The organism is Janthinobacterium sp. CG_23.4 (assembly GCF_029892305.1).
In the GTDB taxonomy this organism is placed as follows: Bacteria; Pseudomonadota; Gammaproteobacteria; order Burkholderiales; family Burkholderiaceae_D; genus Janthinobacterium; species Janthinobacterium lividum_D.
On sequence record NZ_JARXUX010000001.1, the window covers coordinates 4,451,827 to 4,477,518 of the forward strand.

At 59.9% G+C, this 25,692-nt stretch carries 23 protein-coding genes; 12 read left to right on the forward strand and 11 right to left on the reverse strand.

Annotated elements, in window-relative coordinates; all coding sequences use genetic code 11:
* Positions 1–234 precede the first annotated feature (234 nt).
* Positions 235–1,776 (forward strand): beta-N-acetylhexosaminidase, encoded by a 1,542-nt coding sequence (gene nagZ, locus H4V96_RS20020; protein ID WP_280721126.1) that lies wholly within the window; start codon positions 235–237, stop codon positions 1,774–1,776.
* Between the two features lie 45 nt (positions 1,777–1,821).
* On the opposite strand, the gene H4V96_RS20025 is transcribed toward nagZ, so the two are convergent.
* The 4 genes from H4V96_RS20025 to H4V96_RS20040 form a co-directional block, all read right to left on the reverse strand.
* Positions 1,822–1,983, reverse strand: a complete 162-nt coding sequence (locus H4V96_RS20025) for a hypothetical protein (protein ID WP_196855671.1) — start codon at positions 1,981–1,983, stop codon at positions 1,822–1,824.
* 70 nt (positions 1,984–2,053) lie between these two features.
* Complete coding sequence (locus H4V96_RS20030) at positions 2,054–2,326, reverse strand: hypothetical protein (RefSeq protein ID WP_010401830.1); 273 nt, start codon at positions 2,324–2,326, stop codon at positions 2,054–2,056.
* 9 nt (positions 2,327–2,335) lie between these two features.
* The gene (locus tag H4V96_RS20035) at positions 2,336–4,237 is read right to left on the reverse strand and encodes a ferrous iron transporter B (protein WP_196855672.1); all 1,902 of its coding nucleotides are present in this window, start codon (positions 4,235–4,237) and stop codon (positions 2,336–2,338) included.
* 2 nt (positions 4,238–4,239) lie between these two features.
* A complete protein-coding gene (locus H4V96_RS20040; RefSeq protein ID WP_043462955.1) occupies positions 4,240–4,524 on the reverse strand; it encodes a FeoA family protein in 285 nt (94 codons plus the stop codon).
* Positions 4,525–4,936: 412 nt separating this feature from the next.
* Here H4V96_RS20040 and H4V96_RS20045 point away from each other — a divergent pair, with 412 nt between their 5' ends.
* Positions 4,937–5,140, forward strand: a complete 204-nt coding sequence (locus H4V96_RS20045; protein ID WP_010401835.1) for a (2Fe-2S)-binding protein — start codon at positions 4,937–4,939, stop codon at positions 5,138–5,140.
* Positions 5,141–5,183: 43 nt separating this feature from the next.
* Positions 5,184–5,885, forward strand: coding sequence for an energy transducer TonB (locus tag H4V96_RS20050; protein WP_196855673.1), 702 nt, complete (start codon positions 5,184–5,186; stop codon positions 5,883–5,885).
* 224 nt (positions 5,886–6,109) lie between these two features.
* Here H4V96_RS20050 and H4V96_RS20055 read toward each other — a convergent pair whose 3' ends face one another.
* Entirely contained in the window at positions 6,110–6,790 is a 681-nt protein-coding gene (locus tag H4V96_RS20055; RefSeq protein WP_010401838.1) for a Fe2+-dependent dioxygenase, read from the reverse strand.
* A 423-nt stretch (positions 6,791–7,213) separates the two neighbouring features.
* Here H4V96_RS20055 and bfr point away from each other — a divergent pair, with 423 nt between their 5' ends.
* Positions 7,214–7,690 (forward strand): bacterioferritin, encoded by a 477-nt coding sequence (gene bfr / locus H4V96_RS20060; protein WP_010401839.1) that lies wholly within the window; start codon positions 7,214–7,216, stop codon positions 7,688–7,690.
* Positions 7,691–7,822: 132 nt separating this feature from the next.
* Here the strand turns inward: bfr and H4V96_RS20065 are convergent, their stop codons facing one another.
* Positions 7,823–8,437 (reverse strand): glutathione S-transferase N-terminal domain-containing protein, encoded by a 615-nt coding sequence (locus H4V96_RS20065; RefSeq protein ID WP_010401840.1) that lies wholly within the window; start codon positions 8,435–8,437, stop codon positions 7,823–7,825.
* Between the two features lie 277 nt (positions 8,438–8,714).
* Between H4V96_RS20065 and purB the strand changes: the two genes are divergently transcribed.
* The 5 genes from purB (at position 8,715) to H4V96_RS20090 (ending at position 14,782) form a co-directional block, all read left to right on the forward strand.
* Positions 8,715–10,094 (forward strand): adenylosuccinate lyase, encoded by a 1,380-nt coding sequence (gene purB / locus H4V96_RS20070; RefSeq protein ID WP_010401841.1) that lies wholly within the window; start codon positions 8,715–8,717, stop codon positions 10,092–10,094.
* Between the two features lie 315 nt (positions 10,095–10,409).
* A complete protein-coding gene (locus tag H4V96_RS20075) occupies positions 10,410–10,934 on the forward strand; it encodes a cytochrome b (protein ID WP_010401842.1) in 525 nt (174 codons plus the stop codon).
* 39 nt (positions 10,935–10,973) lie between these two features.
* Positions 10,974–11,528 carry a YceI family protein gene (locus H4V96_RS20080; RefSeq protein WP_010401843.1) on the forward strand — a complete coding sequence of 185 codons (555 nt, stop codon included), beginning with the start codon at positions 10,974–10,976 and terminating at the stop codon, positions 11,526–11,528.
* 148 nt (positions 11,529–11,676) lie between these two features.
* Entirely contained in the window at positions 11,677–12,252 is a 576-nt protein-coding gene (locus tag H4V96_RS20085; protein ID WP_196855674.1) for a YceI family protein, read from the forward strand.
* 376 nt (positions 12,253–12,628) lie between these two features.
* Positions 12,629–14,782, forward strand: coding sequence for a S46 family peptidase (locus H4V96_RS20090; protein WP_010401848.1), 2,154 nt, complete (start codon positions 12,629–12,631; stop codon positions 14,780–14,782).
* A 69-nt stretch (positions 14,783–14,851) separates the two neighbouring features.
* On the opposite strand, the gene H4V96_RS20095 is transcribed toward H4V96_RS20090, so the two are convergent.
* Positions 14,852–15,421 carry a hypothetical protein gene (locus H4V96_RS20095; protein ID WP_196855675.1) on the reverse strand — a complete coding sequence of 190 codons (570 nt, stop codon included), beginning with the start codon at positions 15,419–15,421 and terminating at the stop codon, positions 14,852–14,854.
* A 152-nt stretch (positions 15,422–15,573) separates the two neighbouring features.
* Between H4V96_RS20095 and H4V96_RS20100 the strand changes: the two genes are divergently transcribed.
* On the forward strand, positions 15,574–17,262 hold the full coding sequence (locus H4V96_RS20100; RefSeq protein ID WP_196855676.1) for a M14 family zinc carboxypeptidase: 1,689 nt from the start codon (positions 15,574–15,576) through the stop codon (positions 17,260–17,262).
* Positions 17,263–17,352: 90 nt separating this feature from the next.
* Positions 17,353–19,506, forward strand: coding sequence for an FUSC family membrane protein (locus H4V96_RS20105; protein ID WP_196855677.1), 2,154 nt, complete (start codon positions 17,353–17,355; stop codon positions 19,504–19,506).
* 128 nt (positions 19,507–19,634) lie between these two features.
* Here H4V96_RS20105 and H4V96_RS20110 read toward each other — a convergent pair whose 3' ends face one another.
* From H4V96_RS20110 to H4V96_RS20125, 4 genes are all read right to left on the reverse strand, one after another.
* Positions 19,635–21,584 carry a S9 family peptidase gene (locus H4V96_RS20110; RefSeq protein ID WP_280721127.1) on the reverse strand — a complete coding sequence of 650 codons (1,950 nt, stop codon included), beginning with the start codon at positions 21,582–21,584 and terminating at the stop codon, positions 19,635–19,637.
* Between the two features lie 66 nt (positions 21,585–21,650).
* The gene (locus tag H4V96_RS20115) at positions 21,651–23,123 is read right to left on the reverse strand and encodes an amino acid permease (RefSeq protein WP_010401852.1); all 1,473 of its coding nucleotides are present in this window, start codon (positions 23,121–23,123) and stop codon (positions 21,651–21,653) included.
* A 351-nt stretch (positions 23,124–23,474) separates the two neighbouring features.
* Positions 23,475–24,905, reverse strand: coding sequence for an amino acid permease (locus H4V96_RS20120; RefSeq protein WP_196855678.1), 1,431 nt, complete (start codon positions 24,903–24,905; stop codon positions 23,475–23,477).
* A 128-nt stretch (positions 24,906–25,033) separates the two neighbouring features.
* The gene (locus H4V96_RS20125) at positions 25,034–25,492 is read right to left on the reverse strand and encodes a RidA family protein (RefSeq protein ID WP_010401855.1); all 459 of its coding nucleotides are present in this window, start codon (positions 25,490–25,492) and stop codon (positions 25,034–25,036) included.
* Between H4V96_RS20125 and H4V96_RS20130 the strand changes: the two genes are divergently transcribed.
* Entirely contained in the window at positions 25,491–25,652 is a 162-nt protein-coding gene (locus tag H4V96_RS20130) for a hypothetical protein (protein ID WP_157998777.1), read from the forward strand. The genes H4V96_RS20125 and H4V96_RS20130 overlap by 2 nt on opposite strands.
* Positions 25,653–25,692 lie beyond the last annotated feature (40 nt).

Genomic DNA, 25,692 nt, shown 5'->3' on the forward strand with positions numbered 1-25,692 from the left:
TCGGCCGCTACTGCCCCAAGGCCCAGCCAGCGTCGTTCCAGCGCCTGGGTCGATACGGTCGCTGCATAAGCGAAGCAATACCACTTAATAACCACTTGCGCAAAAACCCAAATCCAATACAATACCAAAACAAATACAAAACCAAGGCAGCTTTTGCGGTGAGCGCCACGATGCGCCACCACGGTGCCAAAATGCGTATGCCGTCGTCAAAATAAATACCGGAGGAGTTGCAGCATGGAGCAGGGTTTGCGCGAGAAAGCAGGACAGTTGTTCATGGTGGGCTTCGACGCCCTGCAGGCGGACGAGCATATCAAGACCTTGATACGGCAAAAGAAGGTGGGCGGCGTGATCCTGTTCCGCCGCAACGTGCACACGCCCGCGCAGGTATCGGCCCTGTGCCGCGAGCTGCAAGAAATCAACGCGGAGGTATCCGACACGCCGCTGCTGATCGCCATCGACCAGGAAGGCGGCATGGTGATGCGCATCGAGCAGGGCGTCACGCCGATACCTGCGGCCATGGCCTTCCAGGCAGCGGGCTCCATCGAAGACTGCGAGCGCATGAACCAGATCAGCGGCGATGAGATGCGCCAGCTCGGCATCAATATGCTGCTCGCCCCCGTGCTGGACGTGAACAACAACCGCAACAACCCCGTCATCGGCGTGCGCGCGTATGGCGAAGATGCCGCTACCGTCATCGACTACGGCATGGCTGCCATGCGCGGCCAGCGCGCCAGCGGCGTGGCCGTCACTGCCAAGCATTTCCCCGGCCACGGCGACACGGCCATCGACACGCATTACGCCATGGCGCTGGTGCCGCACGACAAGGAACGCCTGCACGCCGTGGAACTGGCCCCCTTCCGCGCGGCCATCGCCGGCGGCGTGGACGCCATCATGACGGCGCACGTGGTCTTCCCCGCTTTTGAGGCCGATACCAGCGTGCCGGCCACCCTGTCCAAAGGCGTGCTGACGGACTTGCTGCGCGGCGAATTGAAATACCAGGGCGTGGTCATTACCGATTGCCTGGAAATGGCAGCCATTGCCGACGGCATCGGCATCGCCCAGGGTGCCATCGCGACCTTGCAGGCAGGCGCCGACATCGTCCTGATCTCGCACCGCGAAGCGCAGCAAACGGCTGCCATCGAGGCCGTCATCGCCGCCGTGGAACGCGGTGACATCGCCATGGCGCGCATCGACGCAGCGCTCGCGCGCGTCGCTGAACTCAAGCGCAACCGCGCCGTGTGCGACTGGCGCACGCGCCCCGTGGTTCCGCCCGCACTGATGCAAGCGTCTGCCATGGCACTGTCGCAGCGACTGCAAACAGCGGCCTTGCGCGTGCAAGGCGCGTACCGCCCGCTTGACCCTGGCCTGCCCGTGACCCTGCTGACGGTAGAAGTGCGCTCGCGCAGCGAAATCGACGAAGTGGCGCTGGGCCGCAACAAGGAAGCGCGCAGCTCGATGCTGCCGGCGCTGCTCGCAGCGGGCCTGGACGTGCGCGAATATGCACTGTCGGCTGAAGCGCTGGACGAGGAAGTGGCTGCCGCCATTGCTTTTGCGCAAGGCGCGCAACAAATCGTGCTGCAAACGTATAACGCCATGTTCATCGACGGCCAGCGCCGCCTCATCGACGCCCTGGCGCAAGATAAACTGTGGCTGGTAGCGGGCCGTTTGCCCTACGACCTGGATCTGGCGCCACAGGCGCAAGGCCGCCTGGCTGCCTTTGGCTGTCGCCCGGCCGCGCTGGCACCAGTCGTCGACAAGCTGGCCGGCAAGACCTAGCGCTGTAGCGGCGTAAAAAAACCCGCAGCAGCGGGTTTTTTTCGTTCAGGGCCGCGTGACAGGCGGCAAGGCAGCCACCGCCAGCAAGGCAAATGGCCCGAGGACCAGGCCGATGCAGAACCAGAATCGCGCGTGGCGGCCACGCCGGCTGGCCAGCAAGCAGGCAGCAAGCGCAAACAAAAACATGAAGATCAAGAGTATCGCCATTGCCACTCCTTGCTATGCGCACAGTCCAGTGTAGCCGACGGGCGCACCGGTGGCTACACGTATATCAGCCTTAGCGCCGCACCTGCATCAGGATCACGCGCTTGCTGCTGCCATCGGCCGGCGGCGTGGCGGACGGCGGCGGGCTGTCGCAAGAGCCACAGGAACCGCAGCCGCTGGCGCAACCGGCTGCCACCTTGAACAAGGTCGACATTTTCGCCTCATCGAAGCTGCAGCGCACCAGGCCACGCACGATGGCGCGGCGCACGCCAGCGGGCAGATACCTGGTCGAAAAGTGCAGCAGCGCGGCGGCGACGATCAGGGCGACAATGAGGGTTTGCCACATGCTTTTCTCCTAAGCGCCCAGCAACAGGGCGAGGCGATACGTGATGAACGAGGCGGCGTAAGCGAGGGCGAACATATAGCCGGCCATCAGCAGCGAATAGCGCCAGCCACCCGTTTCGCGTTTCACCACGGAGAGGGTGGACAGGCACTGCGGCGCGAACACATACCAGGCCAGCAGCGACAGTGCGGTGGCCATCGACCACGAATGGGCAATCAGCGGCTCCAGAGTGGTGGCCAGCGCATCGCCCGTTTGCGACAGCGCATACACGGTGCCCAGCGCGCCGACGGCCACTTCGCGCGCCGCCATGCCCGGCACCAGCGCGATGCAGATCTGCCAGTTGAAACCGATGGGCGCGAAGATCACTTCCAGGCTGCGGCCCAGAATGCCGGCCAGGCTGTAATAGATAGGCGGATGAATCGCATTGTCCGGCGCGCCGGGGAAGGTGCTGAGGAACCACAGGATGATCATCAGGCTCAGGATGATGGTACCGACGCGCGTCAGGAATATCTTCGCGCGCTCCCACAGGCTGACGGACAAGTTCCGCAGATGCGGCCAGTGGTAGGCCGGCAGTTCCAGCATCAGCGGCTGCTTGCTGCGCACACCCATGCTGCGCTTCATGACCCAGGCCACGGCCATGGCCGAGATGATGCCGGCGAAGTACAGGACAAACAGCACCAGGCCTTGCAGGCTCAGATAGCCCCACACCTGGCGCTGCGGGATGAAGGCGGCGATGATCAGCGCATACACGGGCAGGCGCGCCGAGCATGTCATCAGCGGCGCAATCATGATGGTGACCAGGCGGTCGCGCGGGTTCTGGATGGTGCGCGCCGCCATCACGCCGGGAATGGCGCAGGCAAAGCTCGACAGCAGCGGGATGAAGGCGCGGCCCGACAGGCCCACGCCACCCATCAGACGGTCCAGCAGGAAGGCCGCGCGCGGCAGGTAGCCGCAGTCTTCCAGGCTGAGAATAAAGAAGAACAAAATCAGGATTTGCGGCAGGAATACCAGCACGCTGCCGACGCCGCCGATGATGCCTTCCACCAGCAAGCTTTTCAGATGGCCGTCGGGCATGTTCGCTGTCAGCAAGGCGCCCAGGTGGCCCACGCCATCGGTGATCATTTCCATCGGCGTGGCGGCCCAGGCAAACACCGCCTGGAAGATCAGGAACATCAGCACGGCCAGGATGATGGGGCCGAACACGGGGTGCAGCACCACGTCATCAATTTTTTCTGTCAGGTTGCCCGTGTCGGCGCTGTCGTTGCTGACGGCGGCCAGGATGCGGCGCACTTCGCGCTGGGTTTCTTCAACGGTGATGGCATCGATGGCGGCCAGCGGTTTCGCTTGCACGGCCGGCAGCGGCAGCATGGCGTCAATCGCGCCCAACAAAGCTTTTTCGCCATCATGCTGCACCGCGACGGTTTCCACCACGGGCATGTCCAGTTCCCGTGACAGCTTGGCCGTATCGATGCGCATGCCGCGCTTGCGCGCTACGTCCGTCATGTTCAGCGCCAGCAGCATGGGCAGGCCCAGGCGTTTGACTTCCAGCACCAGACGCAAGTTCAGGCGTAAATTGGTGGCGTCAACCACGCAGATGATGGCGTCCGGACGCGCTTCCCCCTTGCGCACGCCTCCCACCACGTCGCGCGTGATGGCTTCGTCGGGCGTAGTGGCGGACAGGCTGTAGGCACCCGGCAAATCGAGCAGGCGCACGGGCTTGCCAGCGGGCGAAGTGAAATGCCCTTCCTTGCGTTCGATGGTCACGCCAGCGTAGTTCGCCACTTTCTGGCGCGCGCCCGTCAGGCGGTTGAAGAGGGCAGTCTTGCCGCAGTTCGGATTGCCCAGCAAGGCAATTTGTGGCTGATGCAGCGGCTTATGCAAGCCCGCATCGACAATAGTTTCGACAGCACCCATGGTCATTCCGGTTGAAGCAGCGGTTGAATCGTCACCAGCGCCGCTTCGAAGCGGCGCAGTGCGAACGTGGCATTGCCGACCTTGATGGCCAGCGGATCGCCGCCGGGAATGCCGCGCTTGAGCATGCGCAGTCGTTCGCCAGGAACAAAACCGAGCTCCATCAAGCGGCGGGCGAGGTCGACGCCGTCGTCCGTCTGTCCTGCCGTGTAGGGAGTGATATGCAACACCGTGCCGCTCTGGCCGACTGCCAGCGCGTCGAGCGTCATCGAGGGTGGAACTAGAGTCATGAGCAAATTCCGTTCAAATTAAACACACCGGGGACATACTGCGGCGCGCGGCGCATCGCGTTTGACTTGGCTGTTGTGAGGTAAACGCAACTGTTGCGCTTTACCGACAAGCGGCCTTTCAAACTGTCCAGACGGCGACCATCCGAAACAATACCAGCATTATAAACATGAATGCGAATTGTTTTTATTTGCCCCGGAGAGTAGCCCCTGTCAAGGGCTAGGCCATGGACCAGAAGCACATATCGACATGCCACACCTGGCCGCTAAGCGCCGCACGCCAGATCAAAATCGCTTGCATTGTCCTGCGCTTTGCGCGACAATGAAACTTAATGATAATGATTCTCATTAAAACACTAGCAACAATGCTTTGAGAACCTAGTGTCCATTCATCATCCAGCCAGAAGGTGCATCAATGATTGTATGTGTCTGCAACAACATATCTGATCGTGAAATCCGTCAAGCCGTCGATCTTGGCCTGTCGAGCATGGCCGAACTGCGCCGCGACCTGGGCGTGGCCACCTGCTGCGGCAAATGCCACACCTGCGCGCGCGACGTGCTGAACGATCACCTGGGCGCCACCGCAGTGATGCAAGAAACAGTATTGATGCGAGCGTAATGATGCGAGCTGTACTGACAAACTGAAGAAAGCGACGACCGCCATGACGATGATGCCCCCGCCCGTAACGGTGCAGGCCGTGCAACAATTTGCCGACTTCGACAAGAAGCGCAACAAGTTTGCGCCGCTGATGGCCATCGTCGTTCTGCATATCGCCGGCTTTTACGCCATCCAGAGCGGCCTGCTGAGCCGCGTCGTCACGGCAACCATACCGACCATCACCACCATCAGCATCATCGCCCCGCCAGCGCCGCCCAAGCCGCCGGCAGCGTCGGTGCCAAAAACCGTCGAACTGAGCGCTCCCGTGCCGCGCGCCGTGATCCCGCCACTGCCGCTGATCGCCGTGGCGCCGAGCGAACCGACGATCACGCCGCCACAACCGACGCGTGCCGAAGCAGCCCCCGTGGCCACAGCCGCGCCGGCAGCACCATCGACACCGGCGCCCTCACCACCGGCGCCAGCGGCACCGCGCACCGTCAACAGCGTCGAATACGTCAAGGCACCGCAACTGATCTACCCGAATTTGTCGCGCCGTCTGGGCGAGAGCGGTACCGTGGTATTGCGCATCCTGATCAATGAAAAGGGCTTGCCTGAGCAAATCCTGGTGCATAAATCTAGCGGCTACGGCAATCTCGATGAAGCGGGCCGCCAGGCTGCGCAGCGCGCGCTGTTCAAGCCGATGATAGAGAACGGCAAACCCATGTCCGTGTATGTGCTGGTGCCACTGACCTTCCAACTGAGCTAACCTTCCGGCAGGCAGCGCAGCGGGTGTGCCCTGCTGGCTTTTCTGCAGCGTGTTTTCTGTACCAATCAAGCAACTGCTTGTTTCAGTCTGCCAGCCTACATCCCCGGGCCAGGCAGACTTTTTTTTGCCACAGCCCACTATGGGGTCAGACCCTCAACACCGCCAACGCAAAGTTCAGCGCCAACGTCGCCGGGGGTCTGACCCCAGCCCTACGCCCCCCTTTTTTAGATCTCCGCCCACATCCTGAGCAGGTTGTGATAATGGCCCGTCAAGCCCACCGTCGCCGGTGAGTCGCCGTGCTCGCCACGCACATTCTGGATGTTCTGATCGAGCTCGAACAACATGCTGCGCTTCCAATCCTCGCGCACCATGCTTTGCGTCCACAGAAAAGAGCAGATGCGCTCGCCGCTGGTGACGGGCAGCACCTGATGCACGCTGCTCGACGGATACACGATCACGTCGCCGGCCGGCAGTTTCACTTCATGCGTGCCGTAGGAATCGACCACCACCAGTTCACCGCCTTCATACTCGTCCGGCTCGCTCAGAAACACAGTCGACGAGACGTCGGCGCGCATCGACTGCATGCCGTTTTTCGGCGTGCGGATAGCGCCGTCAATATGCAGGCCATAGTGCTCGCCACCGGCGTAGCTATTGAAGAATGGCGGCAGGATGCGCAGCGGCAGCACGGCCGAAAAAAACAGTGGATTGGCCATCAATGCGCGGCTGACGATCTCGCCCAGCTCCAGCGCCAGCGGCGAGCCCTCGGCCAGTTGGCGGTTGCGCTTGACCTGCGCCCCTTGCGCCCCGACGCTGGCGCGCCCATCGACCCAGTCCGTCTGCGCCAGACGCTGGCGAAACTGCGTGACCTGTTCCGGCGTCAGCACGCCGGGTATATGCAGCATCATTTTGCTATCCTTTTTTCAGTAAAATCGCTGCCCGATTATCGCATCGCCGACGGCGGCCAAGAATACGTCAAAGCAAGAACGGCGCAAATATTTTCGCCCGTTTCAAGGCCGCCAAGCACACACGCCAACGGCAACAAAGTGGCAGCAGGAACGCGAATGAGAATGGCCTTCATTTTCCTTCACAAATAAAAAACGGAAAGATCGGACAATCCATTTGAGAATGGGTTTTATTCGCACGTTATTTACGTTAAAAAGACGGAAAAATACCGTTTCCCGCCCGAAATCGCCGATATTTTGCGCTATTATGCGGGCATAGCGAGACCAAAAAACTGCGCGCCACCAGGCAGCCATGTGCCACCCGGCAGTGAACGCCAGCAGCCTCCGGTTTCATCATCAAACGCGACACAGAACAAAGGACATCCCATGAAGGGCGATAAAGAAGTCATCCGTATGCTCAACGCACAGCTCACCAATGAACTGTCGGCCATCAACCAGTACTTCCTGCATGCACGCATGTACAAGCACTGGGGCCTGGAAAAGCTGGGCAAGAAAGAATACGAAGAATCGATCGGCGAAATGAAACACGCCGACAAGCTGATCGACCGCATCCTGATGCTCGACGGCCTGCCGAACCTGCAAGCGCTGCATAAGTTGCTGATCGGCGAGAACACGCCGGAAATGCTGGAATGCGACTTGAAACTGGAACGCGCCGCGCACGCCACCGTCAAGGAAGGCATCGCCATCAGCGAAAAAGCCGGCGACTACGTCTCGCGCGACCTGTTCCTGATGATCCTGGAAGACACGGAAGAGCACATCGACTGGCTCGAAACGCAGATCGACCTGATCGCCAAAGTCGGCATCCAGAACTACCTGCAAAGCCAGATGGCTGTGGAAGAGTAAAGCTTCGGCAGTAGCGTAAAAAAACCGGCATGCGTGCCGGTTTTTTTACGTCTGTACTCAGGGCTGTCCGGCGCCTTGGCGCCCGCTGTCGGCGATTGCCCGGCCTTCGACGCGCGACCGCTCAGCGCACGCTCACTGCGGCACGGTATCCTTGAACGATTGTCGCTCGGACAGTTTGTCGAACAGACGTGCCAGCGCCGGATGCGCGGCGCGCCAGTCGATTTCCGGGAAGCGGAAGCTGAGCCAGTCCAAGGTGCAACCCACGGCCACGTCGGCCAGCGTATAGTTCTTGCCGGCGCAATACGCACTCTCGCCCAGACGCGTTTCCAGCGCTGCGAGACCCAGGATGATCTTGTCGAGCTGGCGCGCGATCCAGGCCGCGCTTTGCTGCTCGGGCGGACGCTGCGTGCGCTCCAGGCGCACCAGCACGCCTGCATCGAGGATGCCGTCGGCCAGCGCTTCCCAGTTCTTGATATCGGCGCGCTCGCGGCCATTGCCGCCGGCAGGCAGCAACTTGCACACTGGCGTCAGCGTGTCGAGGTATTCGACGATGACTTTCGAATCGATCAAGGTGCTGCCATCCTCCATCACCAGGCAGGGCACCTTGCCCAAGGGATTGGCCTGCGCGATGCGGGTTTCTGGCACCCACACGTTTTCCAGCTCAAAAACATAGTCGAGCTTTTTTTCCGCCAGCACAATACGGGCTTTGCGGACATACGGGCTGGCGAGGGAGCCGATCAGTTTCATAGGTACTTTAAGGTAAAGGAGCAGCGAGCAGTATAACATCGGCGGCAGCGGCGTTTGGTCGCACGCGCCCAGCGGTCCGCATAGTGTGGCAGGCATGCCGCATCGAGTCCGGATTCGTCCGAAATGGCGGCCATCGGCAGCCGACCGACGGCTAGCGAACGGCCAGCGGTGGTAAAATCGGCATTTATCTGTGGCGCCGAAAAATTGCTTAATTGCAATAATCCTACCCTCCCCGCGCGCCACACGCCAACCGTTTCTTTAACTTGCGTCCGCTCTCATGACTTCTATCACTCCGTATTCCACGCTGTCGGCCCTGTCTCCGCTCGATGGCCGCTATGCCAGCAAGACCGATCTGCTGCGCCCGATCCTGTCCGAAGCCGGTTTCATGCACCACCGCGTGAAAGTGGAAATCTCCTGGCTGCAAGCACTATCGCAAGCCGGCTTCGCCGAAATCAAGCCTTTCTCGGCAGAAGCGAGCGCCTTGCTCGACAAGATGGCGGCGGATTTCTCGGAAGCCGACGCGGCCCGCATCAAGGCCATCGAAGCGGTCACCAACCATGACGTCAAGGCCGTCGAGTACTGGCTGAAGGAACAAGTGGCGGACGTGCCGGAACTGGTGGCGGCATCGGAATTCATCCATTTCGCCTGCACCTCGGAAGACATCAACAACACCTCGCACGGCATGATGCTGAAAGCCGCACGCGATGGAGTGATGCTGCCCGCATTGCAGGGCCTGGTGGCCAAGCTGACGCAGATCGCGCACGACAATGCCGACGTGCCGATGCTGTCGCGCACGCACGGCCAGACGGCCAGCCCGACCACCCTGGGCAAGGAGTTTGCCAACGTCGTGGCACGTTTGCAGCGCGCGGTGAAACGCATCGAACAGGTGGAAATCCTCGGCAAGATGAATGGCGCCGTCGGCAACTACAACGCCCACCTGTCGGCCTACCCCGGCTTCGACTGGCCGGCCTTCTCGCAGGCCGTCATCGAACAGCGCCTGGGCCTGGTCTTCAACCCGTACACCATCCAGATCGAGCCGCACGACTACATGGCCGAACTGTTCGATGCCTTCGCGCGCGCCAACACGATCCTGCTGGACCTGAACCGCGACATCTGGACCTACGTGTCGCTGGGCTACTTCAAGCAAAAACTGAAAGCCGGCGAAATCGGTTCGTCGACCATGCCGCACAAGGTCAACCCGATCGACTTTGAAAACTCCGAAGGCAACCTGGGCCTGGCCAACGCCGTGCTGAAACACCTGTCGGAAAAACTGCCCGTCTCGCGCATGCAGCGCGACTTGACCGATTCGACCGTGCTGCGCAACATCGGCGTGGGCCTGGGCTACACCCTGCTGGCGTATGACAGTTGCCTGCGCGGCCTGAACAAGCTGGAAGTGAACCACGCGCGTCTGGCGCAAGACTTGGACGCCACCTGGGAAGTGCTGGCCGAGCCCGTGCAAACCGTGATGCGCCGCTATGGCATCGAAAATCCGTACGAGCAACTGAAAGAATTGACGCGCGGTAAGGGCATCTCGAAAGAGGCGCTGCAAACCTTCGTCAATGGCCTGGCCATCCCGCAAGACGCCAAGCAAGTGCTGCTGAGCATGACGCCAGCTAACTACATCGGCATCGCAGCGCAATTGGCCAAGGCGATCTAAGCGAGCACCGCGATCCGCATCAGGCAGATCCACTCCCGCAGGGCGGCCAGCGCACAAACGCCGCCCGCCCTGTAATGGCGTTCAGTTAGTGTGTTAGTGAAGCTATTTTTAGCCCAAGAACCAGGACTGGGGTTAGCGAATTTACTGGCGCTCATAAATCACGCCAAAATCCTTAACTGAACGGCATTACCGCCCGCCCTGCGGTTTTTCCAGTCATCTTTCTTATAGAATTAGCAGCACGCAGCGCAATTTGATTTTCTTTGGTATATTAAGGCCAATTAGTCCTGACACGTACTACTTTCAAGAAAGCCGCCGATGCAACGCTACACGACCACCGCCATCCTCCTGCACTGGCTAAGTGCCCTGCTGATCATCAGCGCCTTTGTCATGGGCCTGGTCATGACAGACATTCCCGGCTTGACGCCCACCAAACTCAAATATTTCTCCTGGCACAAATGGCTGGGCATAACTGTGCTCGCCGTCGCCGCCATCCGCCTGCTGTGGCGCAAGGCCAACGTGCCGCCGCCGCACCCGTCGAGCATGCTTGCCTGGCAAAAAAAGGCGGCCGACGCCGTGCACGTGCTGCTGTACCTGCTGATCTTCGCCGTACCCATTTCAGGCTACCTGTACACCCTGGCGGCCGGCGTGCCGGTCATCTATCTGGGCCTGTTCCAGCTGCCGGTCATCATGGCGCCGAACCCCGAGCTTAAGCCACTTCTAAAAGAGATTCATTATGTTCTGAACATGACGATGGCCGCCGCCGTGGCCGCCCATGTGCTGGCAGCGCTGAAACACCATTTTATCAACCGCGATGGCGTACTTAAACGCATGCTGCCATAACGTCCTCCCTTTGCTCACTGAAACACAGGAAAAAACAAGATGAACACCACCCAACGCATCGTCCTCGCTTCCCTGCTGGGCCTATCCGTGGCCGCCACCGCGGCCACCGTGCTGAAAGTCGATCCCGCCAAGACCAGCGTGTCGGCCGCGTTCAAGCAAATGAACGTCCCCGTGGAAGCGAAGTTCAAGAAATTCAATATCGCCATCGATTACAACCCGGCCACGCCGGATGCCTCGAAAGCGTCAGTTGAAATCGACACGGCCAGCATCGATATCGGCGACCCGGAGTACAACAAGGAAGTGGCCAAGAAAGAATGGTTCAACTCGGCCCAGTTCCCGAAAGCCACGTTTGTCTCGAGCAGCATCAAGGCCGCCGGCGCCGGCAAGCTGACCGTGAGCGGCAAACTGAGCATCAAGGGCAAGACCAGCGACGTGAGCTTCCCCATGACGGTGAAAGCCGATGGCGGCAAATACGCATTTGACGGCGCCCTGCCGATCAAGCGCCTGACCTACAACATCGGCGAAGGCGAGTGGAAAGACACCAGCATGGTTGCCGATGAAGTCACCATCAAATTCCACGTCGCCGCCCAGTAACACCTGAGAAAACGTCCATGGCTGCGTTGCTCTTGCCCGGTTTTCCACCTTGTGCTTTTCGTACTGCACCAGGCAAGGCGCCTTGTCCTGAACGTTTTTCAGTCGTTACCAAAAACAACCCCACCACCTGTTCAACTATAGGATCTGCATGAAATTTTCGCACTTGATGATCGCCGTGCTGGCCGCTGCCAGCGCTGGTTCGGCCATGGCCGCCGCCGACACCTACAACCTCGACCCGACGCATACCTTCCCCAGCTTTGAAGCCGATCACATGGGTCTGTCCGTCTGGCGTGGCAAGTTCAACAAAACCAAGGGCAGCGTGACACTGGACCGTGCCGCCAAGACAGGCAGCCTGGACCTGGTCATCGATGCCGATTCGATCGATTTCGGCTTCGACGCCATGAACACGCACGCAAAAAAAGCGGACATGTTCAACGTGGAAAAATTCCCGGCAATCACTTACAAGAGCACGTCGTTCAAGTTCAACGGCGATCAGCTGGTGGAAGTGAACGGCGAACTGACCCTGCTGGGCGTGACCAAGCCCGTCACATTGAACGTGAGTAAATTCAAGTGCATCATGCACCCGCGCTACAAGCGCGAAGTGTGCGGCGCTGACGCCAGTGCGCAATTCAAGCGCAGCGACTTTGGCCTGAACTACGGCATGCCGGCGTTCTCGCCGGAAGTCAAGCTGGCCATCCAGGTAGAAGCGATCAAGGCCGATTAAGGCTGATTAAGCACGGCCTTGCAGCATGACAAGCCCGCCTCGCTGCACGCAGCCAGGCGGGCTTTTGCATGCGCGACGCAAGGGCGCTGGACTTTTTATGCTGCGGCTTATGCTGCGGCATCAATATCACCTGGCGCCAAGGCAAGTACGCACAAATACCACGGCGCTGGCACCGGGAAAATGACACTGGCAAGCGGCTCCTGCCACTGCACCACTGGAAGTTGTGTCCATTAAAACAAATAAATGCAACCATGCCGCCCGGAAAATGTGATTGACTAGTGCGAGTTCGATACGGATACTATGCCTCGCCCGCTGAGAAAAACACTGGGTACACGTTGGTTCCGCCTTCCCACCATGTAAAAAGACTAGAACTCGAATGAAAAAATCTTTAATCGCGCTCGCCATCCTGAGCAACTTCGCACACGCCGACGAAGGCATGTGGATGCCCCAACAGCTGCCACAAGTAGCCAAGGAACTGAAAGCGGCCGGACTGAAACTCGATCCGACCACCCTGACCAAACTGACCGAGTTCCCGATGGGTGCCATCGTCAGCCTGGGCGGCTGCTCGGCCTCGTTCGTCTCGCCGCAAGGCCTGGTTGCCACCAACCACCATTGCGTCTACAACAGCGTGGCGGTCAATTCGACCAAAGAGCGCGATTTGCTGGCTAACGGCTTCCTGGCCAAGACGTTCGCGGAAGAATTGCCGGCCGCTCCTGGTAGCCGCATCTTCGTCACCTCGGCCGTGACCAATGTCAGCGACAAGATCATCAGCGCCGACGTAGCCAAGCTGCAAGGCAAGGCACGCATCGACGCGATCGAGAAAAACCAGAAAAAACTGGTCGCAGAGTGCGAAAAAGAAGCCGGTTTCCGCTGCACCGTGTCGGCCTACTACGGCGGCCTGGAGTTCTACCTGATCAAGCAACTGGAAATCCGCGACGTGCGCCTGGTGCACGCGCCTCCAGCGGGCGTGGGCAAGTTTGGCGGCGACGTCGACAACTGGATGTGGCCACGTCACACCGGCGACTACGGTTTCTACCGCGCCTACGTCAGCCGCGACGGCAAAGCTGCCGACTTCAGCAAGGACAACGTGCCTTACCAGCCTAAACACGTGCTGAAACTGGCCAAGGATGGCTTGAAAGAAGGCGATTTCGTGATGGTCCTCGGCTACCCTGGCCGCACCAACCGTCACCGCCTGCCATCGGAAGTGGCTTACACGTTTGACTGGAACTATCCGGCCTTCGTAAAAGCGTCGGGCGAAACCCTGGCCATCATCGCGCGCGAAACCAAGGACAACAAGGATGTTGCCCTGAAATACGCGGGTCAGGTCGCTGGCGTCAATAATTACTACAAGAACCGCCAAGGCATGCTCGATTCCTACGCTGGCAGCGACTTCCTGGCGCGCAAGACGACGCAACACAATGACATGAAAGCATGGGTCAACGCCAATCCTGCACGCAAGGCTGAATTTGCCGGCGATATCGAGCAAGTGGAAAAGCTGATCGCCGAGCGCGATGCCGACACCAAGCGCGACTTCTTCCTCAGCTACGCACAGCCGCGCCTGCTGAGCACAGCACGCAGCTTGTACCGCCTGTCCAACGAGAGCACCAAGGCCGACACGGAACGCAAGTCCGGCTACCAGACGCGCGATTTGCCGCGCCTGGCCTCGGGCATCACGTCGGTCGAGCGCACCTACGATGAAGCAGTCGACAAGGCATTGGTATTGAACAGCCTGAGCAAGTACGCCGCGCAACCGGCAGCACAACGCCGCGCCAGCTTCGACGCCGCCATCGGCATCAAGGATGGCATGTCGGCCGCCGAACTGTCCACCGCGCTGGACAAACTGTATGCCGGCAGCAAACTGGGCGACAAGGAAGAACGCGCAGCATGGCTGAAACGCACGCCAGCCGAATTCCAGGCCAGCAAGGATAGCTTCATCCAGGCAGCCGTTGCCATGTATCCCGATTCGCTGAAAAACGAAGCGGAAGACGAAGAACTGGCCGGCAAGATCCAGCAAGCCTACGCCAACTACATGAAAGCAAAAATTGCCTTCATGAAGAGCAAGGGACTGGCCGTCTATCCTGACGCCAACAGCACCTTGCGCGTGACGTTCGGCAAAGTTGCCGGCCGTGACCACGGCGCCGACGGCACCACCTGGAGCGCGTTTACCACCGTCAAGGGCATCACTGCCAAAGCCACGGGCGAAGGTGAATTCAATGCACCGGCGAATCAACTGGCTGCAATCAAAGCCAAGGACTTCGGCAAATTTGTTGATCCGAAACTGAAAACCGTGCCGGTCGACTACCTGGCGACTCTGGACATCACCGGTGGCAACTCCGGTTCGGCTGCCCTGAATGCAAAAGGCGAATTCATCGGTCTGGCCTTCGATGGCACCTTGGACTCGATCATTTCCGATTGGGACTACAACAAGGCCAACACCCGTTCGATCCAGGTCGACCTGCGCTACATGCTGTGGAACATGAAACACATCGACCGCGCAGACAACCTGCTCAAAGAAATGGGCGCTGAGTAACAAGAAACGATCAGCCGCTCACGCGCGCTTGTCAGCTGAGCCACTCCTGCGGGAGTGGCTTTTTTTCGTCTAGCGTTTGATCTTTGAAAACCGGTAAGGTACGCCTTGCTGCGCGCCAAACACCTGCGCTCGAGGGTTTCCCAAGGGCAGCATCACGCGCCGTCCATCCTGCAGCAGCAGGGCCAGGTCGGCGCCGGGAAAACGCTGCGCCAACAGCCGATAGGCTGGCCGTGCTATGGCAGCGGCGGGAATCACGATGCGGTAATCGGCATCGCCAAAGTCCAGCAGCAGCGCGGGAACCTCGTCCGGCCCGGGCAAGGCCGTGATGCGCAGGTGCGTGCGTCCCTTGACCAGCTCGATGGCTGACCAGGCGGGCAAGGCGCGCTCGGTGACGCCGATCTGCAACTGCGGCGCCTGCCTGCCATCCGCCGAACGCAGCAGGACATCGGGCCGCGCCGCCGGCGCTGCTATATCGACGGCCAGCAACCAGCCCCGGTAGCGTATCAGCGCGCCTTGCGCGCTGGCAGTGACGGAGCCGCCAGGTGCCACGGGGTCCTTGCTCGCCTGCAAACGCAGCGGCGCCGCCTGCGCTGCCAGGCAAGCCCACCACACCAGCGCCGCCAGCATCATCTTGTCCATGCCGCCTCCATCCTTGCACCTGAAACGTATTCATAACACAGGCGCCGTCGTTGCCTGCTGTTGCGCCTCAAGGCATCAGCGCCGGTGCTACAATTACCCTCTTGTGGGCGTACTTACCCGGCGCGCCTTCCCCCTCCCAGACTCAGACCGCTATGCCACCAGACTTGCGCACGACCTACGAACTCGGTAACCACAACCAGACCACGACCTGGCTGGAATGCATCACTTTCTACAAAGATCTCGCCGCACGCTACCCGCAGGTGCTGCATTTCGAACAAATCGGCCTGTCCGATTCGGGCGTGCCCATCCATGCTGGCGTCGTCAGCGCCGATGGCGTGTTTGACCGCGAGCAAATCAAGCGCGCAGGGCGCAGCGTTTTCTTCAACAATAATGGCATCCACCCGGGTGAACCGGAAGGCATCGACGCTTGCATGGCCATCGTGCGCGATCTCTGCACGCAGCCGGAACGCCTGGCGGCCCTGGGTAGCACCGTGCTGCTGTTCATTCCAATCTACAACGTCGATGGCAGCCTGAATCGCGCCAATACCTCGCGCGTGAACCAGGATGGCCCGGAGCAATTCGGTTTCCGCGGCAACAGCCGCCACCTGGACCTGAACCGCGACTTCATCAAGTGCGACAGCCTGAACGCGCAAGTATTCAACCGTCTGCTGAGCAGCTGGGACCCGGACGTCATGGTCGACACGCATACCTCGAACGGCGCCGACTATCCGTACACGATGACCCTGATCCACACGCAGACGGATAAACTGGGCAATGGCCTGGGGCCGTTCCTGCAACAGACCATGCTGCCGCACATCTTTGCCGCAATGGAAAACGCCGGCTGGCCCACCTGCCCGTACGTCAATCCCGTCAAGGACAGCCCCGACCACGGCATCGCCGAATTCCTCGAAGTACCGCGTTTCTCGACCGGTTTTGCGGCCCTGCACCATGTCATCGGTTTCATGCCGGAAACGCATATGTTGAAACCATTTGCCGACCGCTACGCTTCCATGCGCGCCCTGCTCGACATCACCCTGGCGTTCACCATCGAGCATGGTGAACAGATCAAGCAACTGCGCGCGCAAGCCAAGGCGGCTAGCCGCACGCAAGCACAATGGCCGATCCACTGGGTCATGAACGAAGAGCAGCCGTCGACTTTCCCCTTCAAGGGCTATGCGGCGCAATACACGCCTAGTATCTTGGGCAACTACCAGCGCCTGTCGTATGACCGCTCGCAACCGTGGGAGCGCGATATCGCTTACTACAACCGCTTCGATGCGGACGTCACCGTGGCCGCGCCGAAAGCCTATGTAGTGCCGCAAGCCTGGCGCGAAGTCATCGAGCGCCTGCGCTGGAACGGCGTTGAAATGTCGCGCATCAGCGAAGAACAGACCTTAACGGCGCGCTACTACCATATCGCCAACGTCGGCACGCGCACCACCCCCTACGAAGGCCACATGTTCCACGAGACGGTGGAACTGGAGGCACGCATGGGCGAATTCACGGTGCAGGCGGGCGATTATGTGATCAGCCTGGAGCAGGACAAGGCGCGCTATGCGGTGGAAACGCTGGAGCCGCAGGCGCACGACAGCTTCTTCCGCTGGGGCTTTTTCAACAGCGTGCTGGAGAAGAAAGAAGCATTTTCCGATTACGTCTTCGAAGACATGGCATCCGAGTTGCTGCGCGATGAGCCAGCGCTGGCGGCCAAGTTTGCCGACTGGAAAGCAGCGAACCCGGCCTTGCTGAGCAATCAAGGAGCCGTCCTCGACTTCATTTTTGAGCACTGCCAGCGCTTCGCCGAGCCTGAATGGCGGCGCTACCCCGTCATTGCCCTGATGTAAATCGAAGCGGTAGCAACTGCAACATCCTGGCGCCGCAGCGGAGACCCCGGTGCGGCGCCTCTTTCTGTGCCCTGCCCACAAGGTAATCCCATGCACTACGCACTGAACCTGCGCACCTTCATTTACAGCCATTATTTTTACCTGGGCTTGCGCGTGGCCATCGGCCTGGTCGGCCTGGCCTTGCTGGTCCAGGAAATCAGCGACAGCGCCACCGCCATGACGGTATGCATCGGCGCCCTGTGCACGACCCTGATGGACATGCCCAGCCCGCTGCGCCACAAATTGAACGAAATGCTGGCCTCCGTGCTGTTGTGTAGCGCCGTCACTCTATTGATCAGCCTATGCGGGCCGGTGCAGTGGCTCTTGATGGCGGTGCTCGTGCTGGTCAGTTTCCTCGCCAGCATGATGGTGGTGTATGGCAAGAAATCCATGCCCTTGCAACTGGCCGCCCTGTTCATCATGACCATGTCGATGGAGCATCAGATGACGTGGCAGCAATCGTTTCACCATGCAGGCCTGTTCATGCTCGGTGGCCTCATCTATCTGGCCTATGCCATGGCCATCGCCTGGGTCTTGCGCCACCGCATCAAACAGCAAGTGCTGGCCGAAGCCCTGTTCGAACTGGCCACCTACATCGACATCAAGGCCGACTTCTACGACACGCGTTTCAATTTGACGGCGCAGTTCAACAAGCTGGTGCGCCACCAAAGCATATTGGCCGACCGCCAGCAAGCATCGCGCGACCTGATTCTGCGCAGCCACAAAAACAGCAAGGATGCCATCGTGGTGCAAGTGCATGTATGCATGCTCGATTTATACGAGCTGATCCTCTCCACGCACACCGATTACGCGCTGCTGCGCCAGCACCTGGCCGATTCCGACGTGCTCAAATCCTTGCACGACCTCGCTTACAAGGCGGCGCGCGATATCGAATCGGTCGCCTACGCCGTCACGCGCAAGCGCGCCTCGTATGCGCAGATCAGCTATGACAAGCAATGGTGTGATATCGAAGCGAAGATCGCCAGCCTGCATGCGCAAGGAGACAAGGCGCAGGAAGCGCTGGCCACCCTGCGCGCGCAGCGCAACAAGATCCGCGCCATTCTGAAGATGATCGTCGAACTGCACCTGGCCACGCAAAAAGTCTACGCCGACGTGCCGTTCTGGAACGGTGCGGACATGGCGCCATTTTTGTCGCAGCAGAAATACGAACTGAAGACCTTGCTGGCGAACCTGCGCCTCGATTCGCCCATATTCCGCTTCGCCCTGCGCGTCTCGATGGCCATCTCGGTGGGCTTGGCGATAGGCCACTGGCTGCCGTATGCGGCGCACAGTTACTGGATCGTGCTCACCATCGTCATCATCTTGCGCCCCACGTTCAGCATGACGCGCCAGCGCCGCGCCGACCGCATCATCGGTACCATCATCGGCTGTGTCATCACGGCCATCGTGATCCGCTTCGTCCACAGCAATATCGTGCTGATGGCCATTCTATTTTTATCCATCGTCGCCACGCCCACCTTTATTTACTTGCGCTACCGCTACACGGCCATCGCCGTGAGCCTGATGATCTTGCTGCAGATGCACCTGGTAGCGCCCAGCAACCCGAACCTGGTCAGCGAGCGCCTGATCGATACCCTGATCGGCGCTGCGGTGGCGACTATCTTCAGCTTCGTGCTGGCCAATTGGGAATACCAGAGCCTGCCACGGCTGGTGCGCCAGGTACTCAATGTGAACCTGAACTATATGCGGGCCAGCTTCGCGCTGTTGCAGGGGGAGTGTTGCGATGACTTCGCTTATCGCATCGAGCGCAAGCGTTTGATGGACAGCCTGGCCGCGCTCAGTTCGGCGCTGGTGCGCATGCTCGATGAACCGGCCAGCAAGCAACGGGCGGTGGAAGACATCAATCTGTTCATCGTGCAAAATTACTTATTGGTGGCCCACGTGGCGGCGCTGCGCTCGATCCTGGGGCGCCACGCCAGCTTGTTGCCTGTCGTCCGCGTCAATGCCTTGCTCAGCCACAGCCACGCGCAAGTGTGTCTGACCCTCTCGCGCGCGCTGGAGCAGCTCGATAACAAGGCCGCCATCAGCGCCCCGCTGGCCGCGCCTGCCACACCACAGGTCAGCGAAGTGGTCTGGTCGGGTTGGCCACTGGTGCAGCGCCGCATCCGCTTGTTGCAGGCCGATGCCGACAAAATCGTGGTACATAGCGCGGCGATCGTGCACATCGTTTCACCGCGCGCCTGAAAAAAAGTCCATGGCGTTGTTGCCGCGCCTCGTCGTACATTCGTACTGCCTTCGGCACGACGCCTAGCCCTGAACATTTTTTCAGCCGCTTTATGCAGGCTGGCCTGCCTGCGGCAGGCTACCAATCACTACTTCAGATACTGCTCAAACCAGCCGACGGTGCGCTGCTGCAAGTCGCGCTGATGTTCGATCTTGCGTAAGGAGTGACCTTCGCCTTCATAGATGACCAGGCTCGATGGCACGCCCATGGCACGCAAGCCGTGCCAGAATTCCAGCGACTGGGCAGCTGGCGTTTCCACGTCGCGCTCGCCCACGTAGATCAGGGTCGGCGTCTTGGCCGCCTTGATCGATTCGATGGGTGAAGCCTTGCGATAGACAGCTGGATTGTCATACGCGGAAGCGCCAAAGAATGGCATCATCCACTGATTGATGCCATTCTGGCCGTAATAACTGATCCAGTTCGACACGCCCGCCCCCGCCACGGCGGCCTTGAAGCGGTCGCTGTGCGTGACGCCCCACATGGTCATGAAGCCGCCATATGAATGGCCGATCAAGCCCAGGCGCTGGCCGTCGACGGGGGCCACTTTTTGCACCGCATCGATGCCGGCCAGGATGTCGCGCCAGTCGCCGCCGCCAAAGTCGGCCATGTTGGCACGCGTGAAGGCCTGGCCCTGGCCAAAGCTGCCGCGCGGATTGGGCAGGAAGACGAAATAACCTTTTTGCGTCAATTCGTGGATCAGGGTGCTCGCGGCCACATAGCGGGGCGAGGCGGCCGCGCCCGGGCCGCCATGCACGTTGACGATCAACGGGTAGCGCTTGCCGGACGCCAGTGACGACGGTCCCAACAGCCAGCCCTGCACCTTGTATTGCTCGTTATTCCAGCCCACATTCTGCACCGTCAGTTGCGGTGCGAAGCCGTCATTGTCGCGCGTGATTTTTTTCAGCTGGGCCACCGGACCGGCCACCAGGTAGCTGGCATGCGTAAAGTCTTCCTGTGCAGCAGCGGCTCGCAGCCCATCGGCGCTGAACGACAAACGGCCGTCGCTGCCGCTGCTGCTGATCTCACCGAGCATCACCGGCTGGGCCGGACCGGTCTGCGCATCGACAGGCACCAGCGCCAGTTGCGCATCGATCAGTGCCGTTGCCAGCAAGCCGCTACCGCGCCAGACGACGCCATTGAAGGTACCGCGATAGTCTTGCGTGAGATTGCGCGGCGTGCCGCCCGCCAGCGCTACGGTATAAATATCGCCGCCGATAGAGCCGAAATCACTCATCAGGCCGCCGATGAAAACCACCGTCTTGCCATCTGGCGAGACAGAAGGCAGGTTCAGCTGCATGGCTGGCGCGGCGATCACGCGCAGCTCGCCGGTGAGCGCATCAATATGGCTGAGCTTGGCAACCCACCAGTTGCTGTCGCCATTGCCCTGCGCGCTGGTGGCGACAAAGCCGCGGCCATCCGGCGTCCAGCTGTATTCATACACATAGGTGTCGTTGGGTGACAGCAAACGCGGTGCGCCGCCACTGGCAGGCACGACGGCAATGCGCTGGGCATCGTCTTCGCTGCCCACCTCACCCACCTGGCGCACACCCGCTTCCACGGCACCGGCCAGCTTGCGCGCCCCCACCGTCGCGAGCAGGGCCAGCTGCTTGCCATCGGGCGACCAGCGTGCCGCACTGGCCACGCCCCTAATACTGGTCAACACACGCACTTGCGCCTGTGTCAGCGTGGCCAGGTACAGCTGCGCCACGCCCGCCTTGGCGTCGTAGCCGACAAAGGCCAGCTGCCTGCCGTCGGGCGACCAGCTGGGCTTATCGTAGGAGCACACGGCGCAAGGATCGAATTGCTGCACGATGGCACCGGTGGCGGCATCGCGCACGACGATGGCTGCATGCGGACGCTGCGGCTGCTCATCGGCCTTGCTTGATTCAATGGCGGCAATGCGCTGGCCATCAGCCGACAGGGCGACGGCGCGATAATCGCGCAGCTCCTTGCTGCTGGCAGGAGCTGCCTGCAGCGCACTGCCCAGAAGGCTGCTTGCCAGCAAGCCACAGGCGGCAAGATCAGTTATTTTCATCATGTAAATTCCCGTTAAGAATAAAAAAACCGCCGACAAGCGCGGCGGTTTTGGAGCGAGCAGACTGTGTTAGCGAGCCTTCTTGCCCAGGTGCGAATGGCGCATGCTGTACAAGAAGTAAATGGCCACGGTCACCGTCATCCACACACTGAACACGACAAACGTCGTATGTGGCAAATCACGCATGATGTACAGGCAAGCCAATATGCTCAGGCCGGGAATCACATACGGCCCGAACGGCACGCTGAAGCCTTCGATGCGGTTCGCACCCTGCTTGTAGCGCAGTACGGGCACGGCCAGCGAGACCACCATGAAGGCGGTCAGGGTACCGATGCTGACCATGTCCCACAGGTAAGTTGCATCGACGGCGCCGGCTATCGCGGCCACCACCATGCAGACGATGATGGTATTGCTGACCGGTACCAAAGTACGCGGGTGTATCTTCTGGAACGACTTCGGGATCAGGCCATCGCGGCTGACGGCGAACAGGATGCGCGTCTGGCCATAAATCGTTACCAGGGTCACGCTGAAGACGGAAATGACGGCGCCAGCCGACAGCACCAGCGCCGGCCAGGACTTGCCTGTCACATTTTGCAGGATGACCGACAGTCCCGCTTCCTGGCCTTCGAACAGCTTGGCTTGTTGCGCTCCCAGGGCAGCGACGGCCACCAGCAGGTAAAACACGGTAACGATGATCAAGGCACCGAGGATGCCACGCGGCACATTGCGCGTGGGATTTTTCACTTCGTCACCTGCCGTGGCCACCGTATCGAGGCCGATGAAGGAGAAGAAAACGGTGCCGGCGGCGGCCGTCACACCGGTCATGCCGGCAAAGCCCTTGCTGTTGTCGGAATTGAAGAAGGGGACGAAATTGTCGGCATTAAAACCGGAAAACGCGATGATGATGAAAAACACCAGAATGGCCAGCTTGATAATGACCATGATGGCGTTCATCAGGGCCGATTCCTTGGCACCACGCAGCAGCAAAAGGCCGCACATGCAGATCAGGAAGATAGGCGGCAAGTTGATGTGGCCGGCATGAAACTCCATGCCATGCGGACCGGAAACGATCATCGGCGTGCGCAGCATGGCGGGAATATGCCAGCCGAAGGCATTTTCCAGGAAGTTATTCAGGTAGGACGACCAGCCGATGGCCACGGCACTGCCCGCCAAACCGTATTCCAGCAGCAAACAGGCGGCCATGATGAAGGCAAGGAACTCGCCCACGGTGGCGTAGGCAAACGAATACGAGGAGCCGGAGGCGGGTATGCGGAACGACAATTCCGCGTAGCACAGGGCCGTCAAGCCGGCAGTGATGGCGGCGATCAGAAAAGATAGCACGACCGCTGGGCCGGCCTTGGGAACGGCTTCGACCATGGTAAAGAAAATGCCTGTGCCGATGGTGGCACCAACGCCGATCATGGTAAGGGAAAACAAGCCGATGGAGCGGCTCAAGCCACTACTGCTGAGGCCTTCACCATATTCGATCGTGGCATCGATCGGCTTGGTGCGGCAAAGTTTCTGGACCAGGGTTTGAATCACTAGACTTCCTTTGTGAGGCATGCGCAATGTCATGAGGACTGAAAAAGAGAGCAAACGAGGCGCCAGGCACCTTGCATCGCATCGACTTCTGTTGGCTATAAATTCGCAATAATTTTCTGGTGATTACTCGCCTGCGAAAAAACCGAAAATAGGTAGTCCATTTTAAATGCCTAAATGATTATAGAGCTTTCATCGGCTCTGCTAAACAGAGCTTTGATGCAAAGAAACAACGCTGAGCGTGCACCGGCAAACCTGCCAGCGTGCTGGCGATAAAGGAAAGTGCTTTCAAGAAATAAAAAGCGCGCCGCTGGGATCAGAGGCGCGCTTTGAGCTCGGCACAACTACGCTGCTTTACCGCTTGACATGTGGCGCATCAGTCGGCGGCCAGCCTGCCTCGTAGCCTTGCGGCACGTCATCGCGCCGCTCTTTCGGCGCCAGGCCCAGCACGTAGTACAGCAGCGTCAGCAAGATCAGCCAGGCCGGTCCCACCATCAAGGCGATGCGCGTATCGGGGAAATACGCCATCAGACCAATCACCAGCACCAGGAAGGCCAGCGAAATCCAGGAACCGTATGGCGCGAACGGCATGCGGAAGGCCAGATTCTTGATTTCCAGCGGGCTCAAGGTCTTGCGGAACTGAAGCTGCGTGACCAGGATCACGCCCCAGGTCCAGACGGCACCGAAGGTAGAGATCGAGGTAACCCAGATAAACACTTTTTCCGGCACCAGGTAGTTCAGCAACACACCCAGCAGCAGCGCGAAAACGGACACCAGGATGGCGCGGCGCGGCACGCCGCTGGCCGTGGTTTGCGCAAACGCCTTCGGTGCCTGGCCTTGCAGCGCCAGGTTGTACAGCATGCGGCCCGTGCTGAAGATACCGCCATTGCACGACGACAAGGCTGCCGTCAGCACGACGAAGTTGATGATGCCGGCTGCCGTCTTGATGCCCAGGCGTTCAAATGTCATCACGAAGGGGCTGCCGGTGGTGCCGATTTCATTCCATGGGTAGATCGACAGAATGACGAACAGTGCGCCGACATAGAAAATCAGGATGCGCCAGAACACTGAATTGATGGCGTCAGGAATCGATTTCTTCGGGTTCGCCGCTTCGCCGGCCGTCAGGCCGATCATTTCCACGCCCAGATAGGCAAACATCACCATCTGCAAGGACATCAGCACGCCCTGCGCGCCATTCGGGAAGAAACCGCCATGCGTCCACAAATTCGAAATACCGATGGCCACGCCGCCGTTGCCGAGACCAAAGATAATCATGCCCGTGCCGCCGACGATCATCAGAATGATGGTAACGACCTTGATCAGGGCGAACCAGAATTCAAACTCGCCGTAGGCTTTTACAGCCAGCAAATTGATGGCACCCATGGAGCCCAAAGCCGCCAGCGCCCAGATCCAGCGCGGCACGTCGGGGAACCAGATGCCCATATAGATGGCGACGGCGGTAATTTCCGCCACGCACGTGACGAGCCACAGGAACCAGTAGTTCCAGCCCGTCAGATAGCCTTGCAGGGGGCCCAGATAATCCTGGGCATAGCGGCTGAAAGAGCCGGCCACCGGATTGTGCACCGCCATTTCGCCCAGCGCGCGCATGATCATGAAAATGACCGCGCCGCCGATAATGTACGACAACATGATGCCGGGACCGGCCATCTTGATAGCGTTGCCGGAACCCAAAAACAGGCCCACGCCTATTGCGGCGCCCAGCGCCATCAGGCGTATCTGCCGCTCGCCCAGGCCGCGGTGCAAGCCTTGTTCACTCGTTTTCATTACGTGTCTCCGTTTTTTCTTGAATACACCGATCCCTCCACCCCAATGGCGGTTGCGCTCTTGCTGGAAAGGAGGAAAGGATGCGCCGGCGGCAAGCGCCGGCATGCTCATGTACTTAGACCACTGCGTCAGGCCAGTTCGGCGATCAGCTCGATCTCGACGCAAGCGCCCAGCGGGATTTGCGCCACGCCGAAGGCGGAGCGGGCATGCTTGCCGCTGTCGCCGAAGACTTCGACAAACAGTTCCGAGGCGCCATTGGTCACCAGGTGCTGTTCCGTAAATGTGGCGGTAGAGTTGACCAGGCTCATGACCTTGACGATGCGCTTGACCTTGTTCAAGTCGCCGCCGCACGCGTCTTGCAGGGTGGCAATCAGCTCGATGGCGATACCGCGCGCAGCAATCTTGCCTTCTTCCGTGCTCACGTCCTTGCCCAGTTGACCGACCCAGATCTTGCCATCCTTCTTGGCCAGGTGGCCAGACAGGAAGACGGTGTTGCCCGTGCGGGCATGCATCACGTAAGCGGCAGCTGGTGCGGCAACGACCGGCAATTCAATGTCGAGGGCCTTGAGTTTTTCGTAAAACGACATGCTATTTCTCCAAGAAAACAATATAAGCAAAACCGAAATTCATCAGCAGAAACAGGATGATGGCGCGATGATGGCGTCCTGGCAGCGCGGTAGTGAGCTACAACAACGCCAGATTAAACATCATCATATTGGTGAACCAGCAGTTTTAGTTCACAAATAGGCCCGGTTATTCAGTGGATTATACCGATAATCAAACAAAA

What these genes read in the sequence shown, in the direction of transcription:
- nagZ (WP_280721126.1), top strand. Translation starts at nt 235, where the DNA reads ATGGAGCAGGGTTTGCGCGAGAAAGCAGGACAGTTGTTCATGGTGGGC.
- H4V96_RS20025 (WP_196855671.1), bottom strand. Translation starts at nt 1,983, where the DNA reads ATGGCGATACTCTTGATCTTCATGTTTTTGTTTGCGCTTGCTGCCTGC.
- H4V96_RS20030 (WP_010401830.1), bottom strand. Translation starts at nt 2,326, where the DNA reads ATGTGGCAAACCCTCATTGTCGCCCTGATCGTCGCCGCCGCGCTGCTG.
- H4V96_RS20035 (WP_196855672.1), bottom strand. Translation starts at nt 4,237, where the DNA reads ATGGGTGCTGTCGAAACTATTGTCGATGCGGGCTTGCATAAGCCGCTG.
- H4V96_RS20040 (WP_043462955.1), bottom strand. Translation starts at nt 4,524, where the DNA reads ATGACTCTAGTTCCACCCTCGATGACGCTCGACGCGCTGGCAGTCGGC.
- H4V96_RS20045 (WP_010401835.1), top strand. Translation starts at nt 4,937, where the DNA reads ATGATTGTATGTGTCTGCAACAACATATCTGATCGTGAAATCCGTCAA.
- H4V96_RS20050 (WP_196855673.1), top strand. Translation starts at nt 5,184, where the DNA reads ATGACGATGATGCCCCCGCCCGTAACGGTGCAGGCCGTGCAACAATTT.
- H4V96_RS20055 (WP_010401838.1), bottom strand. Translation starts at nt 6,790, where the DNA reads ATGATGCTGCATATACCCGGCGTGCTGACGCCGGAACAGGTCACGCAG.
- bfr (WP_010401839.1), top strand. Translation starts at nt 7,214, where the DNA reads ATGAAGGGCGATAAAGAAGTCATCCGTATGCTCAACGCACAGCTCACC.
- H4V96_RS20065 (WP_010401840.1), bottom strand. Translation starts at nt 8,437, where the DNA reads ATGAAACTGATCGGCTCCCTCGCCAGCCCGTATGTCCGCAAAGCCCGT.
- purB (WP_010401841.1), top strand. Translation starts at nt 8,715, where the DNA reads ATGACTTCTATCACTCCGTATTCCACGCTGTCGGCCCTGTCTCCGCTC.
- H4V96_RS20075 (WP_010401842.1), top strand. Translation starts at nt 10,410, where the DNA reads ATGCAACGCTACACGACCACCGCCATCCTCCTGCACTGGCTAAGTGCC.
- H4V96_RS20080 (WP_010401843.1), top strand. Translation starts at nt 10,974, where the DNA reads ATGAACACCACCCAACGCATCGTCCTCGCTTCCCTGCTGGGCCTATCC.
- H4V96_RS20085 (WP_196855674.1), top strand. Translation starts at nt 11,677, where the DNA reads ATGAAATTTTCGCACTTGATGATCGCCGTGCTGGCCGCTGCCAGCGCT.
- H4V96_RS20090 (WP_010401848.1), top strand. Translation starts at nt 12,629, where the DNA reads ATGAAAAAATCTTTAATCGCGCTCGCCATCCTGAGCAACTTCGCACAC.
- H4V96_RS20095 (WP_196855675.1), bottom strand. Translation starts at nt 15,421, where the DNA reads ATGGACAAGATGATGCTGGCGGCGCTGGTGTGGTGGGCTTGCCTGGCA.
- H4V96_RS20100 (WP_196855676.1), top strand. Translation starts at nt 15,574, where the DNA reads ATGCCACCAGACTTGCGCACGACCTACGAACTCGGTAACCACAACCAG.
- H4V96_RS20105 (WP_196855677.1), top strand. Translation starts at nt 17,353, where the DNA reads ATGCACTACGCACTGAACCTGCGCACCTTCATTTACAGCCATTATTTT.
- H4V96_RS20110 (WP_280721127.1), bottom strand. Translation starts at nt 21,584, where the DNA reads ATGATGAAAATAACTGATCTTGCCGCCTGTGGCTTGCTGGCAAGCAGC.
- H4V96_RS20120 (WP_196855678.1), bottom strand. Translation starts at nt 24,905, where the DNA reads ATGAAAACGAGTGAACAAGGCTTGCACCGCGGCCTGGGCGAGCGGCAG.
- H4V96_RS20130 (WP_157998777.1), top strand. Translation starts at nt 25,491, where the DNA reads ATGCTATTTCTCCAAGAAAACAATATAAGCAAAACCGAAATTCATCAG.
- H4V96_RS20125 (WP_010401855.1), bottom strand. Translation starts at nt 25,492, where the DNA reads ATGTCGTTTTACGAAAAACTCAAGGCCCTCGACATTGAATTGCCGGTC.